This is a genomic window from Streptomyces sp. F63 (assembly GCF_018070345.1).
Classification (GTDB): Bacteria; Actinomycetota; Actinomycetes; order Streptomycetales; family Streptomycetaceae; genus Streptomyces.
Genome location: NZ_JAGPXX010000042.1, coordinates 23879 through 41610, shown reverse-complemented (window position 1 = coordinate 41610; position 17732 = coordinate 23879). Strand labels below are relative to the sequence as shown.

Annotated in this window: 15 protein-coding genes; 5 read left to right on the top strand and 10 right to left on the bottom strand. The window is 74.3% G+C overall.

The genetic code is table 11. The annotated features are described in order from the left end of the window. Positions 1 to 161: 161 nt before the first annotated feature. From KBZ10_RS27070 to KBZ10_RS27060, 3 genes are all read right to left on the bottom strand, one after another. On the bottom strand, positions 162 to 1550 hold the full coding sequence (locus KBZ10_RS27070) for an MBL fold metallo-hydrolase (protein ID WP_210990370.1): 1389 nt from the start codon (positions 1548 to 1550) through the stop codon (positions 162 to 164). 140 nt (positions 1551 to 1690) lie between these two features. Next, the gene (locus tag KBZ10_RS27065; RefSeq protein ID WP_307847620.1) at positions 1691 to 3832 is read right to left on the bottom strand and encodes a SpoIIE family protein phosphatase; all 2142 of its coding nucleotides are present in this window, start codon (positions 3830 to 3832) and stop codon (positions 1691 to 1693) included. A gap of 255 nt (positions 3833 to 4087) precedes the next feature. Further along, on the bottom strand, positions 4088 to 4768 hold the full coding sequence (locus tag KBZ10_RS27060) for a TetR/AcrR family transcriptional regulator (protein ID WP_210990369.1): 681 nt from the start codon (positions 4766 to 4768) through the stop codon (positions 4088 to 4090). 70 nt (positions 4769 to 4838) lie between these two features. On the opposite strand from KBZ10_RS27060, the gene KBZ10_RS27055 reads away from it, so the two are divergent. Beyond that, positions 4839 to 5987, top strand: coding sequence for an acyl-CoA dehydrogenase family protein (locus KBZ10_RS27055; protein ID WP_210990368.1), 1149 nt, complete (start codon positions 4839 to 4841; stop codon positions 5985 to 5987). Positions 5988 to 6104: 117 nt separating this feature from the next. Further along, a complete protein-coding gene (locus KBZ10_RS27050) occupies positions 6105 to 6728 on the top strand; it encodes a TetR/AcrR family transcriptional regulator (RefSeq protein ID WP_210990367.1) in 624 nt (207 codons plus the stop codon). 76 nt (positions 6729 to 6804) lie between these two features. Here the strand turns inward: KBZ10_RS27050 and KBZ10_RS27045 are convergent, their stop codons facing one another. Further along, positions 6805 to 7266 (bottom strand): MaoC family dehydratase, encoded by a 462-nt coding sequence (locus KBZ10_RS27045; protein WP_210990366.1) that lies wholly within the window; start codon positions 7264 to 7266, stop codon positions 6805 to 6807. Positions 7267 to 7451: 185 nt separating this feature from the next. Here KBZ10_RS27045 and soxR point away from each other — a divergent pair, with 185 nt between their 5' ends. After that, positions 7452 to 7925 carry a redox-sensitive transcriptional activator SoxR gene (gene soxR / locus KBZ10_RS27040; protein WP_210990365.1) on the top strand — a complete coding sequence of 158 codons (474 nt, stop codon included), beginning with the start codon at positions 7452 to 7454 and terminating at the stop codon, positions 7923 to 7925. 87 nt (positions 7926 to 8012) lie between these two features. Here the strand turns inward: soxR and KBZ10_RS27035 are convergent, their stop codons facing one another. Beyond that, complete coding sequence (locus tag KBZ10_RS27035) at positions 8013 to 8630, bottom strand: hypothetical protein (RefSeq protein ID WP_210990364.1); 618 nt, start codon at positions 8628 to 8630, stop codon at positions 8013 to 8015. 241 nt (positions 8631 to 8871) lie between these two features. Here KBZ10_RS27035 and KBZ10_RS27030 point away from each other — a divergent pair, with 241 nt between their 5' ends. After that, positions 8872 to 11736 carry a penicillin acylase family protein gene (locus tag KBZ10_RS27030; protein WP_210990363.1) on the top strand — a complete coding sequence of 955 codons (2865 nt, stop codon included), beginning with the start codon at positions 8872 to 8874 and terminating at the stop codon, positions 11734 to 11736. A gap of 132 nt (positions 11737 to 11868) precedes the next feature. Here the strand turns inward: KBZ10_RS27030 and KBZ10_RS27025 are convergent, their stop codons facing one another. Beyond that, positions 11869 to 13152 carry an exo-beta-N-acetylmuramidase NamZ domain-containing protein gene (locus KBZ10_RS27025; protein ID WP_210990362.1) on the bottom strand — a complete coding sequence of 428 codons (1284 nt, stop codon included), beginning with the start codon at positions 13150 to 13152 and terminating at the stop codon, positions 11869 to 11871. A 390-nt stretch (positions 13153 to 13542) separates the two neighbouring features. Between KBZ10_RS27025 and KBZ10_RS27020 the strand changes: the two genes are divergently transcribed. Beyond that, a complete protein-coding gene (locus tag KBZ10_RS27020) occupies positions 13543 to 14136 on the top strand; it encodes a TetR/AcrR family transcriptional regulator (RefSeq protein ID WP_210990361.1) in 594 nt (197 codons plus the stop codon). Positions 14137 to 14298: 162 nt separating this feature from the next. On the opposite strand, the gene KBZ10_RS27015 is transcribed toward KBZ10_RS27020, so the two are convergent. The 4 genes from KBZ10_RS27015 to KBZ10_RS27000 all read right to left on the bottom strand — a co-directional run bounded on the left by KBZ10_RS27015 (position 14299) and on the right by KBZ10_RS27000 (position 17414). Further along, positions 14299 to 15513 carry an acyl-CoA dehydrogenase family protein gene (locus KBZ10_RS27015; RefSeq protein WP_210990360.1) on the bottom strand — a complete coding sequence of 405 codons (1215 nt, stop codon included), beginning with the start codon at positions 15511 to 15513 and terminating at the stop codon, positions 14299 to 14301. A gap of 4 nt (positions 15514 to 15517) precedes the next feature. After that, positions 15518 to 16540 (bottom strand): phosphotransferase family protein, encoded by a 1023-nt coding sequence (locus tag KBZ10_RS27010; protein WP_210990359.1) that lies wholly within the window; start codon positions 16538 to 16540, stop codon positions 15518 to 15520. 143 nt (positions 16541 to 16683) lie between these two features. Beyond that, positions 16684 to 16998, bottom strand: coding sequence for a DUF202 domain-containing protein (locus KBZ10_RS27005; RefSeq protein ID WP_210990358.1), 315 nt, complete (start codon positions 16996 to 16998; stop codon positions 16684 to 16686). Next, positions 16998 to 17414, bottom strand: coding sequence for a YidH family protein (locus tag KBZ10_RS27000; RefSeq protein ID WP_210990357.1), 417 nt, complete (start codon positions 17412 to 17414; stop codon positions 16998 to 17000). Before KBZ10_RS27000 ends, KBZ10_RS27005 begins: the two co-directional genes overlap by 1 nt. Positions 17415 to 17732 lie beyond the last annotated feature (318 nt).

Below are 17732 nucleotides of genomic sequence, written 5' to 3'. Positions count from 1 at the left end.
CGGCCGCGGCCGGCGCACCGCCGGCCCGCCGGGTGAGGCGCCCCGGCGCCCGCCGTCGCACGGCCCGTCCGCCCGGCGCCCCGGCCCCGGGCGGACGCGCAGCGCGCCCGGCTGCCGGGGCGGGAGCGCCATCCGGGCCAGGGGCGGCCGGGGGGGCGCCATCACTCTCCCGCCGGGCGGACGACGCGCAGGCCGGCCTCCCCGGCGGCGTCGAACGCGTCGTCCACCGCCACCACCTCGCGGCCGGCCGCGTCCAGCATCGAGGCGGCGATCGCCGCGCGCATCCCGCTCGCGCAGTGCACCCACACCCGGCCCGGCGGCACCTCGCCGATGCGGCCGTGCAGTTCGTGGATCGGGATGTGCGCCGAGCCCTCGACGCAGCCGCCGGCGCGTTCCGCGTCCCGGCGCACGTCCAGGACCACCGCGTCCCCATCGCCGCCCGTGCCGCCCCCGCGCGTCTCCGCCAGGCCCGCGAAGGTGTTCCGTTCGAAGGACCGCAGCCGGTCACCGTCCCGGACCCAGGAGCCGGGGTCGCCGGTGGCCGCGGCGGCCGGCCGGTCGATCCCGACCCGGACCAGCTCGCGCTGCGCGCCGGCCAGTTGCTCCGGGCTCTCGGCGAGCAGCGTGACCGGCTTGCCCCACGGGATCAGCCACGCCAGATACGTGGCGAGCTGCCCGTCCGCCTCGAAGTTGAACGAGCCCGCCACATGCCCGGCGGAGAAGGCCGTACGGCTGCGCAGGTCCACCACCCACTCCCCGGCCGCCAGCCGCCGCGCGATCTCCCCGGCGTCCGCGGACGCGGCGGGGGAGAGGTCCACCGGGGGCGGGCCGGCGGCGTTGAGCGGCCCGATGTGCGTGTAGTAGGCGGGGATGTCGTCCAGGCCGGCGAGCAGGCCGGCGACGAACGCGTCCACGTCCTTCAGGAGGACGTCGTTGCTCTTCCGCTCGGCGCCGATGGTGGTGCTGTCCCGGTCCGTCTGCGGCGAGGAGGAGCAGAAGCTGCCGAAGCCGTGGGTGGGCATGACCGGCACCTCGTCCCCGAGCTCCCGCGCCAGCCGGTGCGCGGAGGAGTGCTGGGCGCGCGCCAGTTCCTCCGTCAGCCGCGGCTCCACCAGGTCCGGGCGTCCGACGCTGCCGATGAGCAGCGAGCCGCCGGTGAAGGCGGCGGCCTCGCGGCCGTCCTCGGTGAGGACGTACGCGACGTGGTGCGGGGTGTGGCCGGGGGTCGCGACGGCGCGCAGCGCCAGGCCCTCGTCCACCGGCAGGGTGTCCCCGTCGTGGACGGGGGTGTGCGGGAACGACACGCGCGCGGCGGCGGGCACGACGTGGCGGGCGCCGGTGATCCGCGCCAGCTCCGGCCCGCCGCTCACGTAGTCGTTGTGGACGTGGGTCTCCGCCACCCGGACGATCCGCACGCCGCGCCGTGCCGCCATGGCCACGACCCGGTCGACGTCCCTCGGCGGGTCGACCGCCACGGCGGTGCGGGCCCCGCCGGCCAGATAGCCGCGGTTGCCCAGCCCTTCGGTCTCCACGATGTCCACGAAGTACACGGATGCCTCCTTGTCGGGTGCGCCTGCACGCGTACCCGCCGACGGGCGTTCCAGCCGCCGGCGGGCGGGTGCCGCGGCGAGGCCGGGGGCGTGCGCCCGGGGCGTGCGGAGCCGTGGCCGCGGGCGCCCGTGGCGACCCGTCAGGACGGGCGCAGCAGCAGCAGTGCGACGTCGTCGGCGCGCTGGCCCCCGGCGCCGACCGGTTCGATCAGGGCGTCCGCGATGTCGTCCAGCCGTTCGAGGCCGGCCAGGGCGGAGACCCTCTCCGCCAGAGCGGAGACGGACAGCCCGATGTCCTCCCCGGGGATCTCCACGAGACCGTCGGTGTACAGGACGAGCAGGCTGCCGGCCGGCAGCGGCACCTCGGCGATCTCGTACCGGGCCCCGGAGTCGATGCCCAGCAGCAGCCCCGGCGGCACCCGGAGGACCTCGGTGCCGTGCCCGGGGACGTGCAGCAGCGGCGGGAGATGCCCGGCGCTGGCCAGCAGGGCCCGGTGCCGCGACAGGTCGAGGTGCGCGTAGAGGCAGCTGGTGAAGAGCCCCGGGTCCAGGTCGGTGACCAGTTGGTTGGTGCGGGTCAGCACCTCGTCCGGCGGCGCCCCGGCGGTGGCGTGCGCGTGGACGGCGGTCCGCACCTGCCCCATCAGCGCGGCGGCGGTGACGTTGTGCCCCTGGACGTCCCCGATGAACGCTCCGGCCGTGACCGGATCGAGGCGGATGAGGTCGTAGAAGTCGCCGCCGATGTCCATGCCGTGCGTGGCGGAGGCATAGCGGGCCGCGACGTCCAGGCGGCCGGCCATCGGGGGCAGGCTCTGCGGCAGCAGGCTCTGCTGGAGCCCCTGGGCCAGCCGGTGCTTGGCCTCGTACAGTTGAGCCCGGTCGAGGGCCTGGGCGAGGAGGCCGCTCACCGAGGTGAGCGCGGTCCGTTCCTCCGGGGGGAAGGGGTGCGGCTGTTCGTAGCCCAGGACGCAGGTGCCGACCGGGCGCCCGGAGACGATCAGTGGCAGGAAGGCCCAGGCGCGCATGGCGTCGTCCGGCGCGGGGCCCGCGGGGAAGAGGCGTGCCCGTTCCTCCGGAGAGGCGAGGAAGACGGGTGTGCCCCGGGTGAGGGCCCGCGCCACCGGGGCGTGCCCGGAGACCGGCATCCCGTCGAACCGGTTCAGCGTCGCGTCGGGGAAGCCGCGGTGGCCGGCCTGGCGCATCCGGCCGCCCTCGGCGACCATGAGCGCGAAGCCGCCGGCTCCGAAGGCGGGCATCAGGTGGTCCGCCGCCAGCTCCATGACCTGCCGCACCCCCGTGGCCTGGGTCAGCGCGCCCGCCAGGTGCATCAGCTGGTAGATGGACCCCACGCGCGTGGGCTCGGCGGGGTGGTGCTCCTGCTTCCCCGGCTGTTCCGGGTGCTCCCCCACCCGGGCGGGGGAGATCAGCACGCTGATTCCGGAGGCGTCCGGGAAGAGCCGGAAGGTCAGCCACTGGCCCGGCGGCCGCAGGGCGGTGAACGAGGTGGGTCTCCGGCTGATGACGGCGGCGCGGTAGCGGTCCTCGTACACCGGGTCGTCGAGCCAGGGCAGGGCCTCCCACGGCAGCGCCCCCATCAGCTGCTCCACGCCGCGGTCCACGAGTTCCGCGCCCCGGTGGTTGATGTAGGTGATGCGCGCGTCGAGCCCGAGGGCGCAGCACCCGTCGGGGAGGCGTTCGAGGAAGCCGGCCACCGCCAGGGGGGCGGAGCGGCCGCCGGGGGCGGCGGCGCCGCCCGGCTCGGGCAGCACCCGGGTCGCGGCCAGCGGGCGCAGCGGCTTCTCCGCCTCCGCCGCCCGGTGCAGCACCCCGGCCATCCCGGCGGCGAGCTCCTGGACCCGTTCCCGCTCCGCGCCGGGCAGGCGCTCGTCGTGCGAGGCGGGCCAGAACAGGAGGACGGTTCCGTGGCAGACGCCGTCGGCGAGCAGGGGCGCGGCCGCCAGCCGGAAGTCGTACGGCAGGATCAGGGCCGACTGCGGATAGCGGTGGGTCAGCTCCTCCGTTCCGCTGATCCAGACGAAGCGCGCGCCGCGCACGGCGTCGGTCCCGGGGGTGGGCGCGCCCAGGGGGACCCGGGCCCAGGGGGCGATGAACTCCAGCGGCACGCCGATCAGGGTGTCCAGGCGCAGCGCGTTCTCGCCCGGCAGCGGCAGGTACAGGGCGGCGCCGTACGCGTCGGTGTCCTGCACGGCGTTCGCGAGCATCCGTTCCAGCCGGAGTCTCTCCGGGCTGGAACGGATGGCCGAGGGCCGCTGGACCGGCACGCCCTGCTCTCCCGTCTCACCCGCGGGGCGGGGCGGTGTCCTCCGAGGGCCGCGGCGAGGCCCGGCGGGGGGAGGACGGGGCCGGCGCCGCGGGTCCGGAATGCCGGGTATCGGTCATATCCGGATGGTACGCCGGGGTGGGCGCGGCGGCATGTGCGCGCCGGAGGCCGGAGGCCGGGGGCCGGGAGCCGGGGACGCGGCCCGGCGGCTGAGGCGGGGCGGCGGGGTGGCGGGGAGCGGGGCCCGCGGCCCCCGTCAGCCGGCCGCCCGGGATCCCTGTGCCGCGGCGCCGGCGGGCCGGCCGGCGGCCACCTGCTCGTACTGCAGGGCGAGCCCGTCGACCAGGGCCCGCAGCCCGGTCTCGAACGCGCCCTCGTCCACCTGCTGCTGGTGCTCGGCGAGCCGGTGGGCCTGCTGAAGGTGCGGGTAGTCCGCCGGGTCGTACGCGGTGGCGTCGCCGACGAAGCCGCGGGCGAAGGAGCCGAGGGCCGAGCCGGTGACGAAGTAGCGCATCAGGGCGCCGATCCGGGTGGCGTGGGCGGGCGGCCAGCCGGCCTCCACCATGGCGCCGAAGACCGCGTCGGCCATCCTCAGGCCGGCCGGGCGGCGCCCCGGGCCCTGGGCGAGGAACGGGACGATGTGGGGGTGGGCGGCCAGGGCCGCCCGGTAGGAGCGGCCCCAGCGCAGCAGTGCCGTGCGCCAGTCCTCGCCGCCGCCGAACATCGACAGGTCCACCTGGGCGACGACGGTGTCGGCCACCGCGTCGAGGATCTCGTCCTTGACGGTGAAGTGGTTGTAGAGCGACGGGCCGCTGACCCCCAGCTCCGCCGCCAGCCGGCGGGTGGAGAGCGCCGCGAGCCCGTCCTCGTCGATCAGCGCGAGGGCGGCTGTGACGATGCGCTCTCTGCTCAGCAGGGGCTTGCGGGGGCGGGCCATGCGCCACATAGTAGAGACGAGAAAAACTAGCAGCGTTAGTTAAAAGCCCCGAGGACCTGAGGAGCGGGCCGTGGATCTGGAGCTCTCCGAGGAGCAGGCGGCCGTTCGGCAGCTCGCCCGGGATTTCGTCGAGCGGGAGATCGCCCCGCACGCCGCCGCGTGGGACCGCGCCGAGCGGGTGGACCCCTCCGTGCCGGAGAAGCTCGGGAAGCTCGGCTTCCTCGGGCTCACCATCCCGGAGGAGTACGGCGGCTCCGGCGGGGACCACCTCGCGTACGTCCTGGTCACCGAGGAACTCGGGCGCGGTGACTCCGCCGTCCGCGGCATCCTCTCCGTGTCCCTCGGCCTGGTCGCCAAGTCGATCGCCGCCTGGGGCGACGAGGAGCAGAAGCGCGCGTGGCTGCCGCGGCTGTGCTCCGGGGAGGCGCTGGGCTGCTTCGGCCTCACCGAGCCCGGCACCGGCTCGGACGCCGCGGCCCTCACCACCCGGGCGGTGCGCGAGGGCGGCGGCTATGTGATCAACGGTTCGAAGATGTTCATCACCAATGGCACCGTGGCCGATGTGGTCCTGCTCTTCGCCCGCACCGGGGGCCCCGGCCACCGGGGCGTCAGCGCCTTCCTGGTCCCCGCGGACACCCCCGGCCTGGAGCGCCGCGAGATCCACGGGAAGCTCGGGCTGCGCGGCCAGGCCACGGCCGAACTGACGCTGACCGACGTGCGGGTGCCCGCCTCGGCGCTGCTCGGCCAGGAGGGCAGGGGCTTCGCCGTCGCCATGTCCGCGCTCGCCAAGGGCCGGATGTCGGTGGCCGCCGGCTGTGTGGGCATCGCCCAGGCGGCCCTCGACGCCGCCGTGCGGTACGCGGGCGAGCGCGAGCAGTTCGGCAGGCCGGTGGCGCACCATCAGCTGGTGCAGGAACTGCTCGCCGACATCGCCGTGGACGTCGACGCCGCCCGGCTGCTGACCTGGCGGGTCGCGGACCTCATCGAGCGCGGGCTGCCGTTCGCCGCCGAGTCCTCCGTCGCCAAGCTCTACGCGAGCGAGGCCGCGGTGCGGTGCGCCAACAACGCCCTCCAGGTCTTCGGCGGGTACGGCTACATCGACGAGTACCCGGTGGGCAAGCTGGTCCGCGACGCCCGGGTGATGACCCTCTACGAGGGCACCAGCCAGATCCAGAAACTGCTCATCGGCCGCTCCCTCACCGGCGTCTCCGCCTTCTGACCGGACGCGGGCGCCGGCCGCGGTCCCGCCGCCCGCCCGCCTAAGCGCTTGCTCAGCACCCTGTAAGGTGTTCGCCGCCGGTGGAGAGCCCGCCGGGCACCGGAGGAGCGGGGCGCGATGAGCAGCGAGGCGCAGCAGACCGAGGAGTGGGCCGATGTGACGCCCGACGCCGCCAGGCGGCTGGTGACGGCCGCCGTCGAGGCCTTCGCCGAGCGCGGCTACCACGCCACCACCACCCGGGACATCGCCTCCCGCGCCGGCATGAGCCCGGCCGCGCTCTACATCCACTACAAGACCAAGGAGGAACTGCTCTACCAGATCAGCGGGGTGGGCCACCGGCGTGCCCTGGAGATGCTGGAGCAGGCGGCCGACGGCGGCGGCGGCCCCGCCGAGCGGCTCGCCGAGGCGGTGCGGTCCTTCGCCAGCTGGCAGGCCGAGCGCCACACCACCGCGCGCGTCGTCCAGTACGAGCTGGGCGCGCTCGGCGAGGAGCACCACGCCGAGCTGCTCGCCGTGCGCCGGAGGACCGACGGCGCGGTGCGCCGGATCATCCAGGAGGGCGTCACGGCGGGCGACTTCGATGTGCCGGATGTGAACGGCACGGCCCTCGCGGTGCTGTCACTCTGCGTTGACGTGGCCCGGTGGTTCAACCCCGAGGGGCCCCGCAGCCCCGAGGAGGTCGGCGAACTCTACGCGGACCTCGTCCTGCGCATGGTCGGCGCGGCCCGTCCGGAGGTGTGAGCGGCCCCGGGCCGGAGCCGTCCCGGGGCGGGGCGAGCCGGAGCGAGCCGGGGCCGCTCCGGTCCACCCGGAGGCCTCAGAGGTAGAAGCGGGTCACGGCCTCCGCGACGCAGACCGGCTTGTCGCCGCCCTCCCGCTCGACGGTGACCACGGCGGTCAGCTGGACGCCCCCGGTCACCTCGCTCACCTCCGCGATCCGCCCGGTGGCCCGCAGCCGCGAGCCGACCGGCACGGGGGAGGGGAAACGGACCTTGTTGGAGCCGTAGTTGATGCCCATCCGCACCCCTTCCACCCGCATCAGCTGCGGGACGAAGACGGGCAGCAGCGAGAGCGTCAGATAGCCGTGGGCGATCGTCGTCCCGAAGGGCCCGGCGGCGGCCTTCTCCGGGTCGACGTGAATCCACTGGTGGTCACCGGTCGCCTCGGCGAAGAGGTCGATCCGCTTCTGGTCGATTTCCAGCCAGTCGCTGTGGCCCAGCTCCTCGCCGACCGCGGACTTCAGCTCGTCGAGCGACGCGAACACCCGGGGCTCCGCCATCTCCATGACCTCCCAAAGACAGATACTAAGCGGTTGCTCAGCATGCTGCCCGGTGCGGCCCCTGTCAACGGCCGGACCGCGGCTCCGGACGAGATCACACGGGGCGGGGCGCCGGCGGGGCGGAACCGCCGGATCCGGCGGACCGGCGGGCGCCCTCCGGCCCCCGCCGCGTAGCCTTGGGCGGCGTGCCGCAGATTCCCGCAGGACTCCAGGAACTCACCGTGGGCCAGCTCTCCGCGCGCAGTGGCGCCGCGGTGTCGGCGCTGCGCTTCTACGAGTCCAAGGGGCTGATCAGCAGCCGCCGCACGGCGGGCAATCAGCGCCGCTACAGCCGTGACACGCTGCGCCGGGTGGCGTTCGTCCGGGCCGCCCAGCGGGTCGGCATCCCCCTCGCCACCATCCGTGACGCGCTCGCCGAACTGCCCGACGAGCGCACGCCGACCCGCGAGGACTGGGCCCGGCTCTCCGAGGCCTGGCGCTCCGAGCTCGACGAGCGCATCACGCGGCTCGCACGGCTCCGCGACCATCTGACCGACTGCATCGGCTGCGGCTGCCTCTCCCTGGAGACGTGCGTGCTCTCCAACCCCGATGACACGCGCGGCGGTCACGGCAGCGGGTCGGCGCTGCTCTCCGAGCGCGGGCGGGCGCGCGGCGGCTGAACGCTGTGGCGTGCGCCGCGCGGCGGGGGGCCGGAGGGGGCCCGGGTCCCGAGCCCGGTCCCGGTCCCGGTTCCGGTCCCGGTCCGCTCAGCGGGCGGTGGCGGAGGCCAGCTCCGGCCGCCGCGACCGGCGGGAGGCGGCCAGGGCCTGCTCGGTCAGCACCGGTTCCGGTACGACGATGCCGCAGTCCGCGCAGACCGGGCCGGAGCTGGGGACGTGGTCGAGGCCGCCGCGCCAGGTGATGCGCGGCGAGTCGCAGACCGGGCAGACGGAGCCGGGTTCCGACTCCAGCGCCGTGATGATGCGCCGCAGCACGTCGGCGAGCGGCGCCGCCGGATGGACCAGGGGGTCGTCGCACCAGGCCACTCCGCAGCCTCCCCAGGTGCACCGGTGCCAGTCGTCCAGGGCGCTCGGCTGGCGTATGCCCAGCCGCTTCTCCCGCTTGCGGCGCACGCCGAACGCCACGTCGTACGCCAGCCAGACCCGCCGGGCCTCCTCCAGCTCCGCCAGGGCCTCGACCAGCCGGTCCGGCGCCGGGCGCCGGTCCTCGGTGCCGATGCCGACCCGGCCGCACAGATGGTGCCAGGTCGCCCGGTGCCCGTACGGGGCGAACTTCTCCAGGCACCGGCGCAGCGCGGTGCGGCGCTGCTCGGGGGTCAGCCGGGGGTCACGCACCTGTTCGGCGAGACTTCTGAAACCTGCCATCGCTTCCCACCTCCGTCGCTTGTACTTCGGCGATGTGGAATGGACGTACCGCGACCCGAAATGGCTCCCGCTTCCGGGAGTTGACCGCAAACTGTCCGGTTGGGCGCTCTTGCGTCCCGGCCCGCGCATCCCCGGCTCCGGATAGCGCTGACGGCCAATCGGAAAATGTGATGTCAACTCCCTTCCGTGGCCCTGTACCCGGCGGTAACCTCCGGCGCACCCCCCTTCGGAAGGAGCAGGAATGCGCCGCTGCCTCCCGCGTTCCCTCAGCCGCAGAGTCCCGCGCCCGCGCGGGACTCTCGTCGCGACCGCGCTGCTCGCCCTGGGCGCGGGACTGCTGTCCCCGCCCCCGACCGCCGCCGCGGCCGGGGAGACCTCCGCCACCGCGGCCCCCGCCGCGGCCTCCGCCGCCTCCGCGGACGACTACTGCGCGGACCAGTGCTCCGACATCCTCCCGCCCGGCGCCAACGGCAACGCCACCCTCGCCGGGATCCTCGCCCACCGCACCCTCGGCACCCGCCCCGCGCACAGTTCCGACCAACTCGGTCCGTACAACGACCTCGTCGCCGGCTATCCCTCCCTCACCGACGCCGGACTCACCGCCTTCTTCAACGACGCCTCCTTCGGCGTCCCCGAGGACGAGGTCGACTCCGTCACCCGGCCCCGCGAGGACGTGACGATCACCCGCGACAAGAAGACCGGCGTCCCGCACATCAAGGGCACCACCCGCGAGGGCACCGAGTTCGGCGCCGGATACGCCGCCGCCCAGGACCGGCTCTGGCTGATGGACCTCTTCCGGCACATAGGCCGCGGCGAGCTCACCCCGTTCGCGGGCGGAGCCGCCGGGAACCAGGGCCTGGAGCAGCAGTTCTGGCCGCAGGCCCCGTACACCGAGGCCGACCTCCAGGCGCAGATCGACCGGATCGCCGCCTCCGGCGAGCGCGGCGCGCAGGCCATGGCCGACGCCCAGGCCTACCTCGACGGCATCAACGCCTACATCGGGAAGTCCAAGAAGGGCCGCTACTTCCCCGGCGAGTACGTCCTCACCGGGCATGTCGACGCCATCACCAACATCGGCACCATCGAGAAGTTCAAGCTGACCGACATGGTGGCGCTCGCCTCCGTCGTCGGCGCCCTCTTCGGCGGCGGCGGGGGCGGCGAGGTGCAGTCCGCGATCGCGCTGCTCGCCGCGCAGGAGAAGTACGGCACCGAGCAGGGCACCGCCGTCTGGGAGGCGTTCCGGCAGCGCAACGACCCGGAGGCCGTCCTCACCCTGCACGACGGGGAGTCGTTCCCGTACGCCGGCAAGCCGGAGAACGCCCACGGCACGGCCCTGCCCGACCCCGGCTCGGTGACCGCCGAGCCGCTGGTGTACGACCGCGAGGGCGCGGCCGTGAAGGACGCCGAGACCCCGGTCAAGGCGCCCCCGCACCTGCGGAAGCTGCGGAACCTCCACGACGACGGGGTGCTCCCCGCCGATCTGTTCGCCAAGCCGCACGGCATGTCCAACGCCCTGATGGTCTCCGGCGCGCACACCGCGAGCGGCAACCCGGTCGCCGTCTTCGGGCCGCAGACCGGCTACTTCGCGCCCCAGCTGCTCATGCTCCAGGAGCTCCAGGGCCCGGGCATCAGCGCCCGCGGCGCGTCCTTCGCCGGGGTCGGCATGTACGTCCAGCTCGGCCGCGGCCAGGACTACGCCTGGAGCGCCACCTCCGCCGGCCAGGACATCACCGACACCTACGCCGTCGAACTGTGCGAGCCCGACGGCTCCGCGCCCTCCAAGGACTCCTCGCACTACCGCAACGGCGGGGCCTGCGAGCCGATGGAGAAGCTGGAGAAGCGCAACGCCTGGAAGCCCTCCCTGGCCGACTCCACGGCCAAGGGCTCCTACCGGATGCAGGTGTTCCGCACCGACTACGGCATCGTCACCCACCGGGCCACGGTGGACGGCAAGCCGGTCGCCTTCACCTCGCTGCGCTCCTCCTACCGGCACGAGGCCGAGTCGATCATCGGCTTCCAGATGTTCAACGACCCCGGCTACGTCACGGACGCGAAGTCCTTCCAGCGCGCGGCCGAGCACGTCAACTACACCTTCAACTGGTTCTACGCCGACTCCCGCGACACCGCCTACTTCAACAGCGGCAGCAACCCGGTACGGGCCGAGGGCGTCGACGCCTCCCTGCCCGTGAAGGCCGAGAAGGCGTACGAATGGCGGGACTTCGACCCCGGACCCAACACCGCCGCCTACACCCCGGCCGACGAGCACCCGCAGTCGGTGAACCAGGACTACTACATCTCCTGGAACAACCGGCAGGCGAAGGACTACAGCGCGGCCGGCTTCGGCAGCGGCTCCGTCCACCGCGGCGACCTGCTCGACACCCGGGTGAAGCGGCTGACGGAGAAGGGCGGGGTCACCCGCGCCTCCCTCACCCGCGTCATGGCCGAGGCCGGGCTCACCGACCTGCGCGGCGAGGCCGTGCTGCCCGTGCTGCTGAAGGTGCTGCGCGGCGGCGGCGTGAGCGACCCGGCGGCGGCCGAGGCCGTCCAGCGCCTGGAGTCCTGGGCGGACAGCGGCGCCAAGCGCAAGGAGACGGCGGCCGGTTCGCGCACCTACGCCCACGCGGACGCCATCCGGATCATGGACGCCTGGTGGCCGCTGCTCGTCGAGGCCCAGTTCGCCCCCGGCCTCGGCGACCCGCTCTACGAGGCGTTCCGCGCCAAGCTGCCGCTGGACGAGTCGCCCTCGGCGAGCCACGGCGCGACCGGAGGGCACGCGGGCTCGGCCTTCCTCGCCGGCTGGTGGAGCTATGTCGACAAGGACCTCCGGGCCGTCCTCGGCGAGCCGGTCGCGGGCGGTCTGGGGGAGGAGTTCTGCGGCGGCGGAGAGCTCTCCGCCTGCCGGGAGGTCCTGCTGACGACGCTCACCCGGGCGGCCGCCGCCCCGGCCACCGAGGTCTATCCGGGCGACGAGGACTGCGAGCCGGGCGACCAGTGGTGCTCGGACGCGATCATCCACCGGGCGGTGGGCGGCATCACCCACCCGGTCGTCCACTGGCAGAACCGCCCGACGTACCAGCAGGTGGTGGAGTTCCCCCGGCACCGCTGAGACGTCACCTCCGGGACAGGGTCATCCCCGGGCGGCGGCCGGCTCCCACCGGCCGCCGCCCGGCGGCGCGCACGGGCCCGGACCGCGGAACCGCGGCCGCGGGCCGTCAACCCGGCGCCGGGCGGCCGCCGTTCACCGCCGGTACAGCAGATGCTCCGCGCGCATCCGGCGGAAGGCCGCCAGGTCCGCCCGCCAGCCCGCCACCACCTCGTCGGTGTCCGCTCCCCGGTCGATCGCCGTACGGACCCAGGTGCTGCCCGTCAGCTTGTCGATCCAGTGGTCGGAGCGCCAGGTGAAGCCGTCCCACACCCGCTTCGCGGTGACGAGCAGCCCGATCCCGGTGCGCACCGGGTCGAACGCCTCCCGGTCGTGGACGTGCAACTGCACCCCGCCGACGGTACGGCCCTGGAATTTCGAGAAGACGGGCTGGAAGTACGCCTCCCGGAAGCGCACCCCGGGCAGCTCCAGCGCGTTCGCCGCCTCCGCCCAGCGGCGGTCGATCCCCTCGGCGCCCAGCAGTTCGAACGGCCGGGTGGTGCCGCGCCCCTCCGAGAGATTGGTGCCCTCGAAGAGACAGGTGCCGGAGTAGACCAGGGCGGTCTCCGGCGTCGGCATGTTCGGGCTCGGCGGCACCCAGGGCAGCCCGGTCTCGTCGAAGAAGTCACCGCGCCGCCAGCCCGACATCCGGACCACGTCCAGCTCCACCGCCCGCCCGGCCGCCTCCGGCACGAACTCGGCGTTGAACAGCAGCGCCAGCTCGCCGACCGTCATGCCGTGCGCCTGCGCGATCGGCTCCCGGCCCACGAAGGTCGCGAACTCCTTCTCCAGCACCGGCCCGTACGCGCCCCGCCCGGTGACGGGGTTCGGCCGGTCCAGCACCATGAACCGCTTGCCCGCGAGCACGGCGGCGGCCATGCAGTCGTACATCGTCCAGATGTACGTGTAGAAGCGGGAACCGGCGTCCTGGATGTCGAAGACCACCGTGTCCACCCCGGAGGCGGTGAAGACGTCCGCCAGCTCCTGCCCGCTCTTGCGGTAGGTGTCGTAGACCGGCAGGCCCGTCGCCGGGTCCTCGTAGCGGCCCTCGGAGCCGCCCGCCTGGGCCGTGCCGCGGAAGCCGTGCTCCGGACCGAACACGGCCGTCAGGTTCACCCGCTCGTCGGCGTGCATGACGTCCACCAGGTGGCGCACGTCGGCCGTCACCCCGGTGGGGTTGGTGACCACCCCGGCCTTCTGCCCCTCCAGCGGCGCGTAGCCCGCCGCCGCGAGCCGGTCGAAGCCGGTACGGACCCGGGGCCCGCCGCGGCGCCCGGACCGGCCGCCCGCCGCTTCCGCTCCCGCCGCGGGCGCGGCGGTGGCCGCCACCGCGCCGACGGCTCCCGTGACCGCCAGCAGATTTCTCCGGGACAGGGACATCCAGCACCTCCGGGCTCGGCGTCGGACCGGGGCGCGGCGGCGCCGGCCCCGGCGATTGCGCTGTGCCCCCGCACGCTAACCCGCCGTGGCCCCGCGCGGAACGACCCCGGCGGCCCCCGGCCGGGCCGGGCCCCGCCGTCCCCCCGCCGTCCTTCCCCGGCGTCATACCGACCGGTTAGTGTGCGGTGCGGTCCACCCCGGGGTTCCCGGTCCGGCCGCGGCGAGAGGGCCGGGGAATCCGGGCTCCTGCCGGAGCCCCGGCACCGGCAGGTGGGAGGATCCTGCGACGGGACCGCGTGTCCGGCCCCGCGGCGCGCGGGCACGGCGGCGGGACCGCGCGGCAGGGCGCCGCGGAACGGCAGAGCAGAGCAGAGAGGCAAGGTGGCGGTGATGGCCAGAACGACGGAGGGCAGCGGAGCACCCGTTCCGCAGCGGCTGCTGGCCGCCGCCACCCGCCTTTTCGCGGACCGGGGCTACGACCGGACGTCCGTCCAGGAGATCGTGGAGGCCGCGGGGGTCACCAAGGGCGCCCTCTACCACTACTTCGGCTCCAAGGACGATCTGCTGCACGAGATCTACGGCCGGGTGCTCCGCCTCCAGCAGGAGCGGCTGGACGCCTTCGCCGAGTCCGACGCCCCCGTCGAGGAGCGGCTGCGGGGTGCGGCGGCCGACGTCGTCGTCACCACCCTCGAACACCTCGACGACGCGACGATCTTCTTCCGCTCGATGCACCAGCTCAGCCCGGAGAAGAACAAGCAGGTGCGGGCGGAGCGGCGGCGCTACCACGAGCGGTTCCGCGCCCTGATCGAGGAGGGGCAGCGCACCGGCGTCTTCTCCACCGCGACCCCGGCCGACCTGGTGGTCGACTACCACTTCGGCTCGGTGCACCATCTGGCCACCTGGTACCGGCCGGAGGGTCCGCTCACCCAGCAGCAGGTGGCCGACCACCTCGCCGACCTGCTGCTGCGGGCCCTGCGGCCGTAGCCCGCGGTTGCCGCGGGACGACGGCCCGCGGGAAGCGACGGCCCCTGGCGGACGGCGCCACCCGGGGCGGGGGGGCCGCCGTGGTTCCGGTCCGGGCCCGCCCCGGGTGCTCCGCGCAGCGCCCCGCGCCCCGCCCTCCCGGCTCCCGTCGGCCGGCCGCCGTCAGCGGTACTGCTTGATCTCCCGGCGTGCCAGGGAGCGCTGGTGCACCTCGTCCGGCCCGTCGGCGAGCTGGATCGTCCGGGCCGCGGCCCACAGCTCCGCCAGCGGGGTGTCCTGGCTGACGCCGGCCGCGCCGTGCAGCTGCACCGCCCGGTCCAGGAGGGCCACGACGGTGCGCGGCGTCGCGATCTTGATGGCCTGGATCTCGGTGTGCGCGCCCTTGTTGCCGACGGTGTCCATCAGCCAGGCCGTCTTGAGGACCAGCAGCCGGAGCTGCTCGACGGCCACCCGGGCGTCCGCGATCCACCCCTGGACGACGCCCTGTTCGGCCAGCGGCTTGCCGAAGGCCGTACGGGAGACCGCGCGCCGGCACATCAGCTCGATGCCCCGCTCGGCCATGCCGATCAGCCGCATGCAGTGGTGGATCCGGCCGGGGCCCAGCCGGGCCTGGGCGATGGCGAAACCGCCGCCCTCCTCGCCGATCAGGTTCGTCACCGGGACGCGGACCCGGTCGAAGACGATCTCGGCGTGGCCGCCGTGCAGTTCGTCCCCGTAGCCGTAGACCGTCATCGCGCGGCGCACCTCGACGCCCGGGGTGTCCCGCGGGACCAGCACCATGGACTGCTGGCGGCGGATGTCCGCACCGTCCGGGTCGGTCTTGCCCATGACGATGAAGATCTTGCAGTTGGGGTTCATCGCCCCGGAGATGTACCACTTGCGGCCCGTGATGACGTACTCGTCGCCGTCCCGCTCGATGCGGGTCTCGATGTTCGTGGCGTCGGAGGAGGCCACCGCCGGCTCGGTCATCGCGAAGGCCGAGCGGATCTCACCGGCGAGCAGCGGCTCCAGCCACTCCTTGCGCTGCGCCTCGTCGCCGAAGAGGGTCAGCACCTCCATGTTCCCGGTGTCCGGGGCAGCGCAGTTGAGGGCGGTGGACGCCAGGTGCGGGCTGCGGCCGGTGATCTCGGCGAGCGGCGCGTACTGGAGATTGGTCAGCCCCGCCCCGTACCGCTCGTCCGGCAGGAAGAGGTTCCACAGGCCCTGGCGGCGCGCCTCGGCCTTCAGGTCCTCGACGACCGGCGGGATGTGCCAGGGGGAGGGCAGCTCCGCCCGCTGCTCCTCGGCGGTCCGTTCCGCCGGGTAGACGTGCTCGTCCATGAACGCGAGCAGTTTCCCGCGGAGTTCCTCGGTACGGGCGTCGAACGCGAAGTCCATGAGCTCAGCCTTCCTTCAGGGTGGTGAGGCCGTTGTCGATGAAGACCGGGACGAGGGCGCCGATGCGGTCGAAGCCCGAGCCGACGGTCTGGCCGAGGGTGTAGCGGTAGTGGATCCCTTCGAGGATCACCGCGAGCTTGAAGTAGGCGAACGCCGTGTACCACGCGATCCGCGACACGTTGCGGCCGGAGCCGGCGGCGTAGCGCTCGATCAGCTCGGCCGGGGCGGGGTGGCCGGGGGCGTCGGCGGTGGTGCTGATCGGCATGCCCGGCATCGCGCGCTGCCCGCTGTACATCACCAGCAGGCCGAGGTCGGTCAGCGGGTCGCCGAGGGTGGACATCTCCCAGTCGAGGACGGCCCGGACGGAGTCGTCGGGGCCGACGAGGACGTTGTCCAGCCGGTAGTCGCCGTGGACGACGGTGGGCGCCGGGGAGTCGGGCAGCGCCTTGCCCAGGGCGGCGTGGAGCTCGTCGATCCCGGCCAGCTCGCGGTTGCGGGAGGCGTCGAGCTGCTTGCCCCAGCGGCGCAGCTGGCGGTCGAGAAAGCCCTCCGGGCGCCCGAAGTCGCCCAAGCCGGCGGCCTCCGGGTCGACCGCGTGCAGATGGACGAGGGTGTCGACGAGGCCGAGGACCACCCCGCGGGTGCGCTCCGGCCCCAGCGGGGCCAGCTGCTCCGAGGTGCGGTAGGGGGTGCCCTCGACGAACTCCATGACGTAGAAGGGGGAGCCGATGACGGACTCGTCCTCGCAGAGCAGCACGGTCGCCGGGACGGGTACGGCCGTCGGGTGCAGGGCGCTGATCACCCGGTGCTCGCGGTGCATGTCGTGGGCGGTGGCGAGCACATGGCCGAGCGGCGGGCGGCGCACCACCCAGCGGGAGGTACCGTCCGTGACCGCGTAGGTGAGGTTCGACCGGCCGCCCTCGATCAGCCGGGCGGTCAGCGGCCCCCGCACCAGCCCGGGGCGCTCGCGGTCGAGATGGCCGCGGAGGCGGTCCGGATCAAGGCCGGGCGGGTGGTCCTGGCTCATCACTGCTCCTTGGGGGGAAGGGACGTCCCGCTTATCATGCCGACCAGTCGGTATGACGTCCAGACCCGGGCGGCACTTGACAGCGGCGGCCGGGCCCGTCGGCCCGGTGCCGCGCCGTGGGGCCGGGCGCCCCGCGACGGGTGTCACAGCACCAGGAGGATCCCGCAAACCGCGATGGCCACGACGCAGAACGCCGCGAGGGTGACCGACCGTACGGACACGGCCTCGGGCCGCGCCCGGTCCAGGGCCCGGATCCGGCGGTGGGCCGCGGTCAGCAGGACGAGCCAGGCCGCGGCCATCAGGGCCAGCGCCGCCCCCGCGACGTGCCCGGTGTCCCCGTGCAGGGCCAGCCGGGCGGCCAGGATCGCGGCGACCGTGGCCGCCAGCGTCGAACGCCGCCAGGCGAAGCCGGTGCGCTCGGGCTGTGCGGCCGGGTCGCGCGCGACCGGGTCCGTCATCAGCCGGCCCAGCCGACGGCCACGGTGGTCACCATGACCGCGGAGACGAGGATCACCCCGGCCGCGAGGAAGGCGGGGAAGCGTGTGGACGGCAGATCGTCGCCGCGCCGCATCGCCAGCTCCACCCGCACCCAGTGGTTGACCGCCCGCGCGGCCACCAGCGCCCCGCCCACCAGCAGGAGGACGGCGACGGTGGCCCGTACCGACCGGTGCAGGTCCGGCAGGAACTGGGCGACCGCGAAGCCGCCGCCCACCAGGGCCAGGGCGGTGCGCAGCCAGGCGAGGAAGGTCCGCTCGTTGGCGAGCGAGAAGCGGTAGTCGGGCGTCTCGCCCTCGGAGCGGATGCGGGCGGGGGCGAACCACAGCCGCACCGCGGCCGCGGCCGCGCGAATCTTTTCGAACCCGGTTCCGGCCATGCCCCCATCCAATCATCAGGGCCCCGGGGAAACCTTCGAGGGGTGAACGCGAGGAGCTCCCCGGCCGGGGCGCGGGGGTTTCCTTTCCCGTCCAACGGGCCGCCGGCCTGCGGTCCTGCACTTCTCGGGGCGGACGCCGCGCGGAACGGATTGTCAACAAGATGTAAACAGCCATCCGGTGAGGAAACGGTCCTCCGGGGACGCCTTGACGCGGAGTGGTGACTAACGCTTTGCTGTCTGTGATCATCGACCGGTGTAGCGGAGATCACGCCGCCGGCGGGTCCGCCAGATGCACGGACAAGTGCCCCATACCGGGCG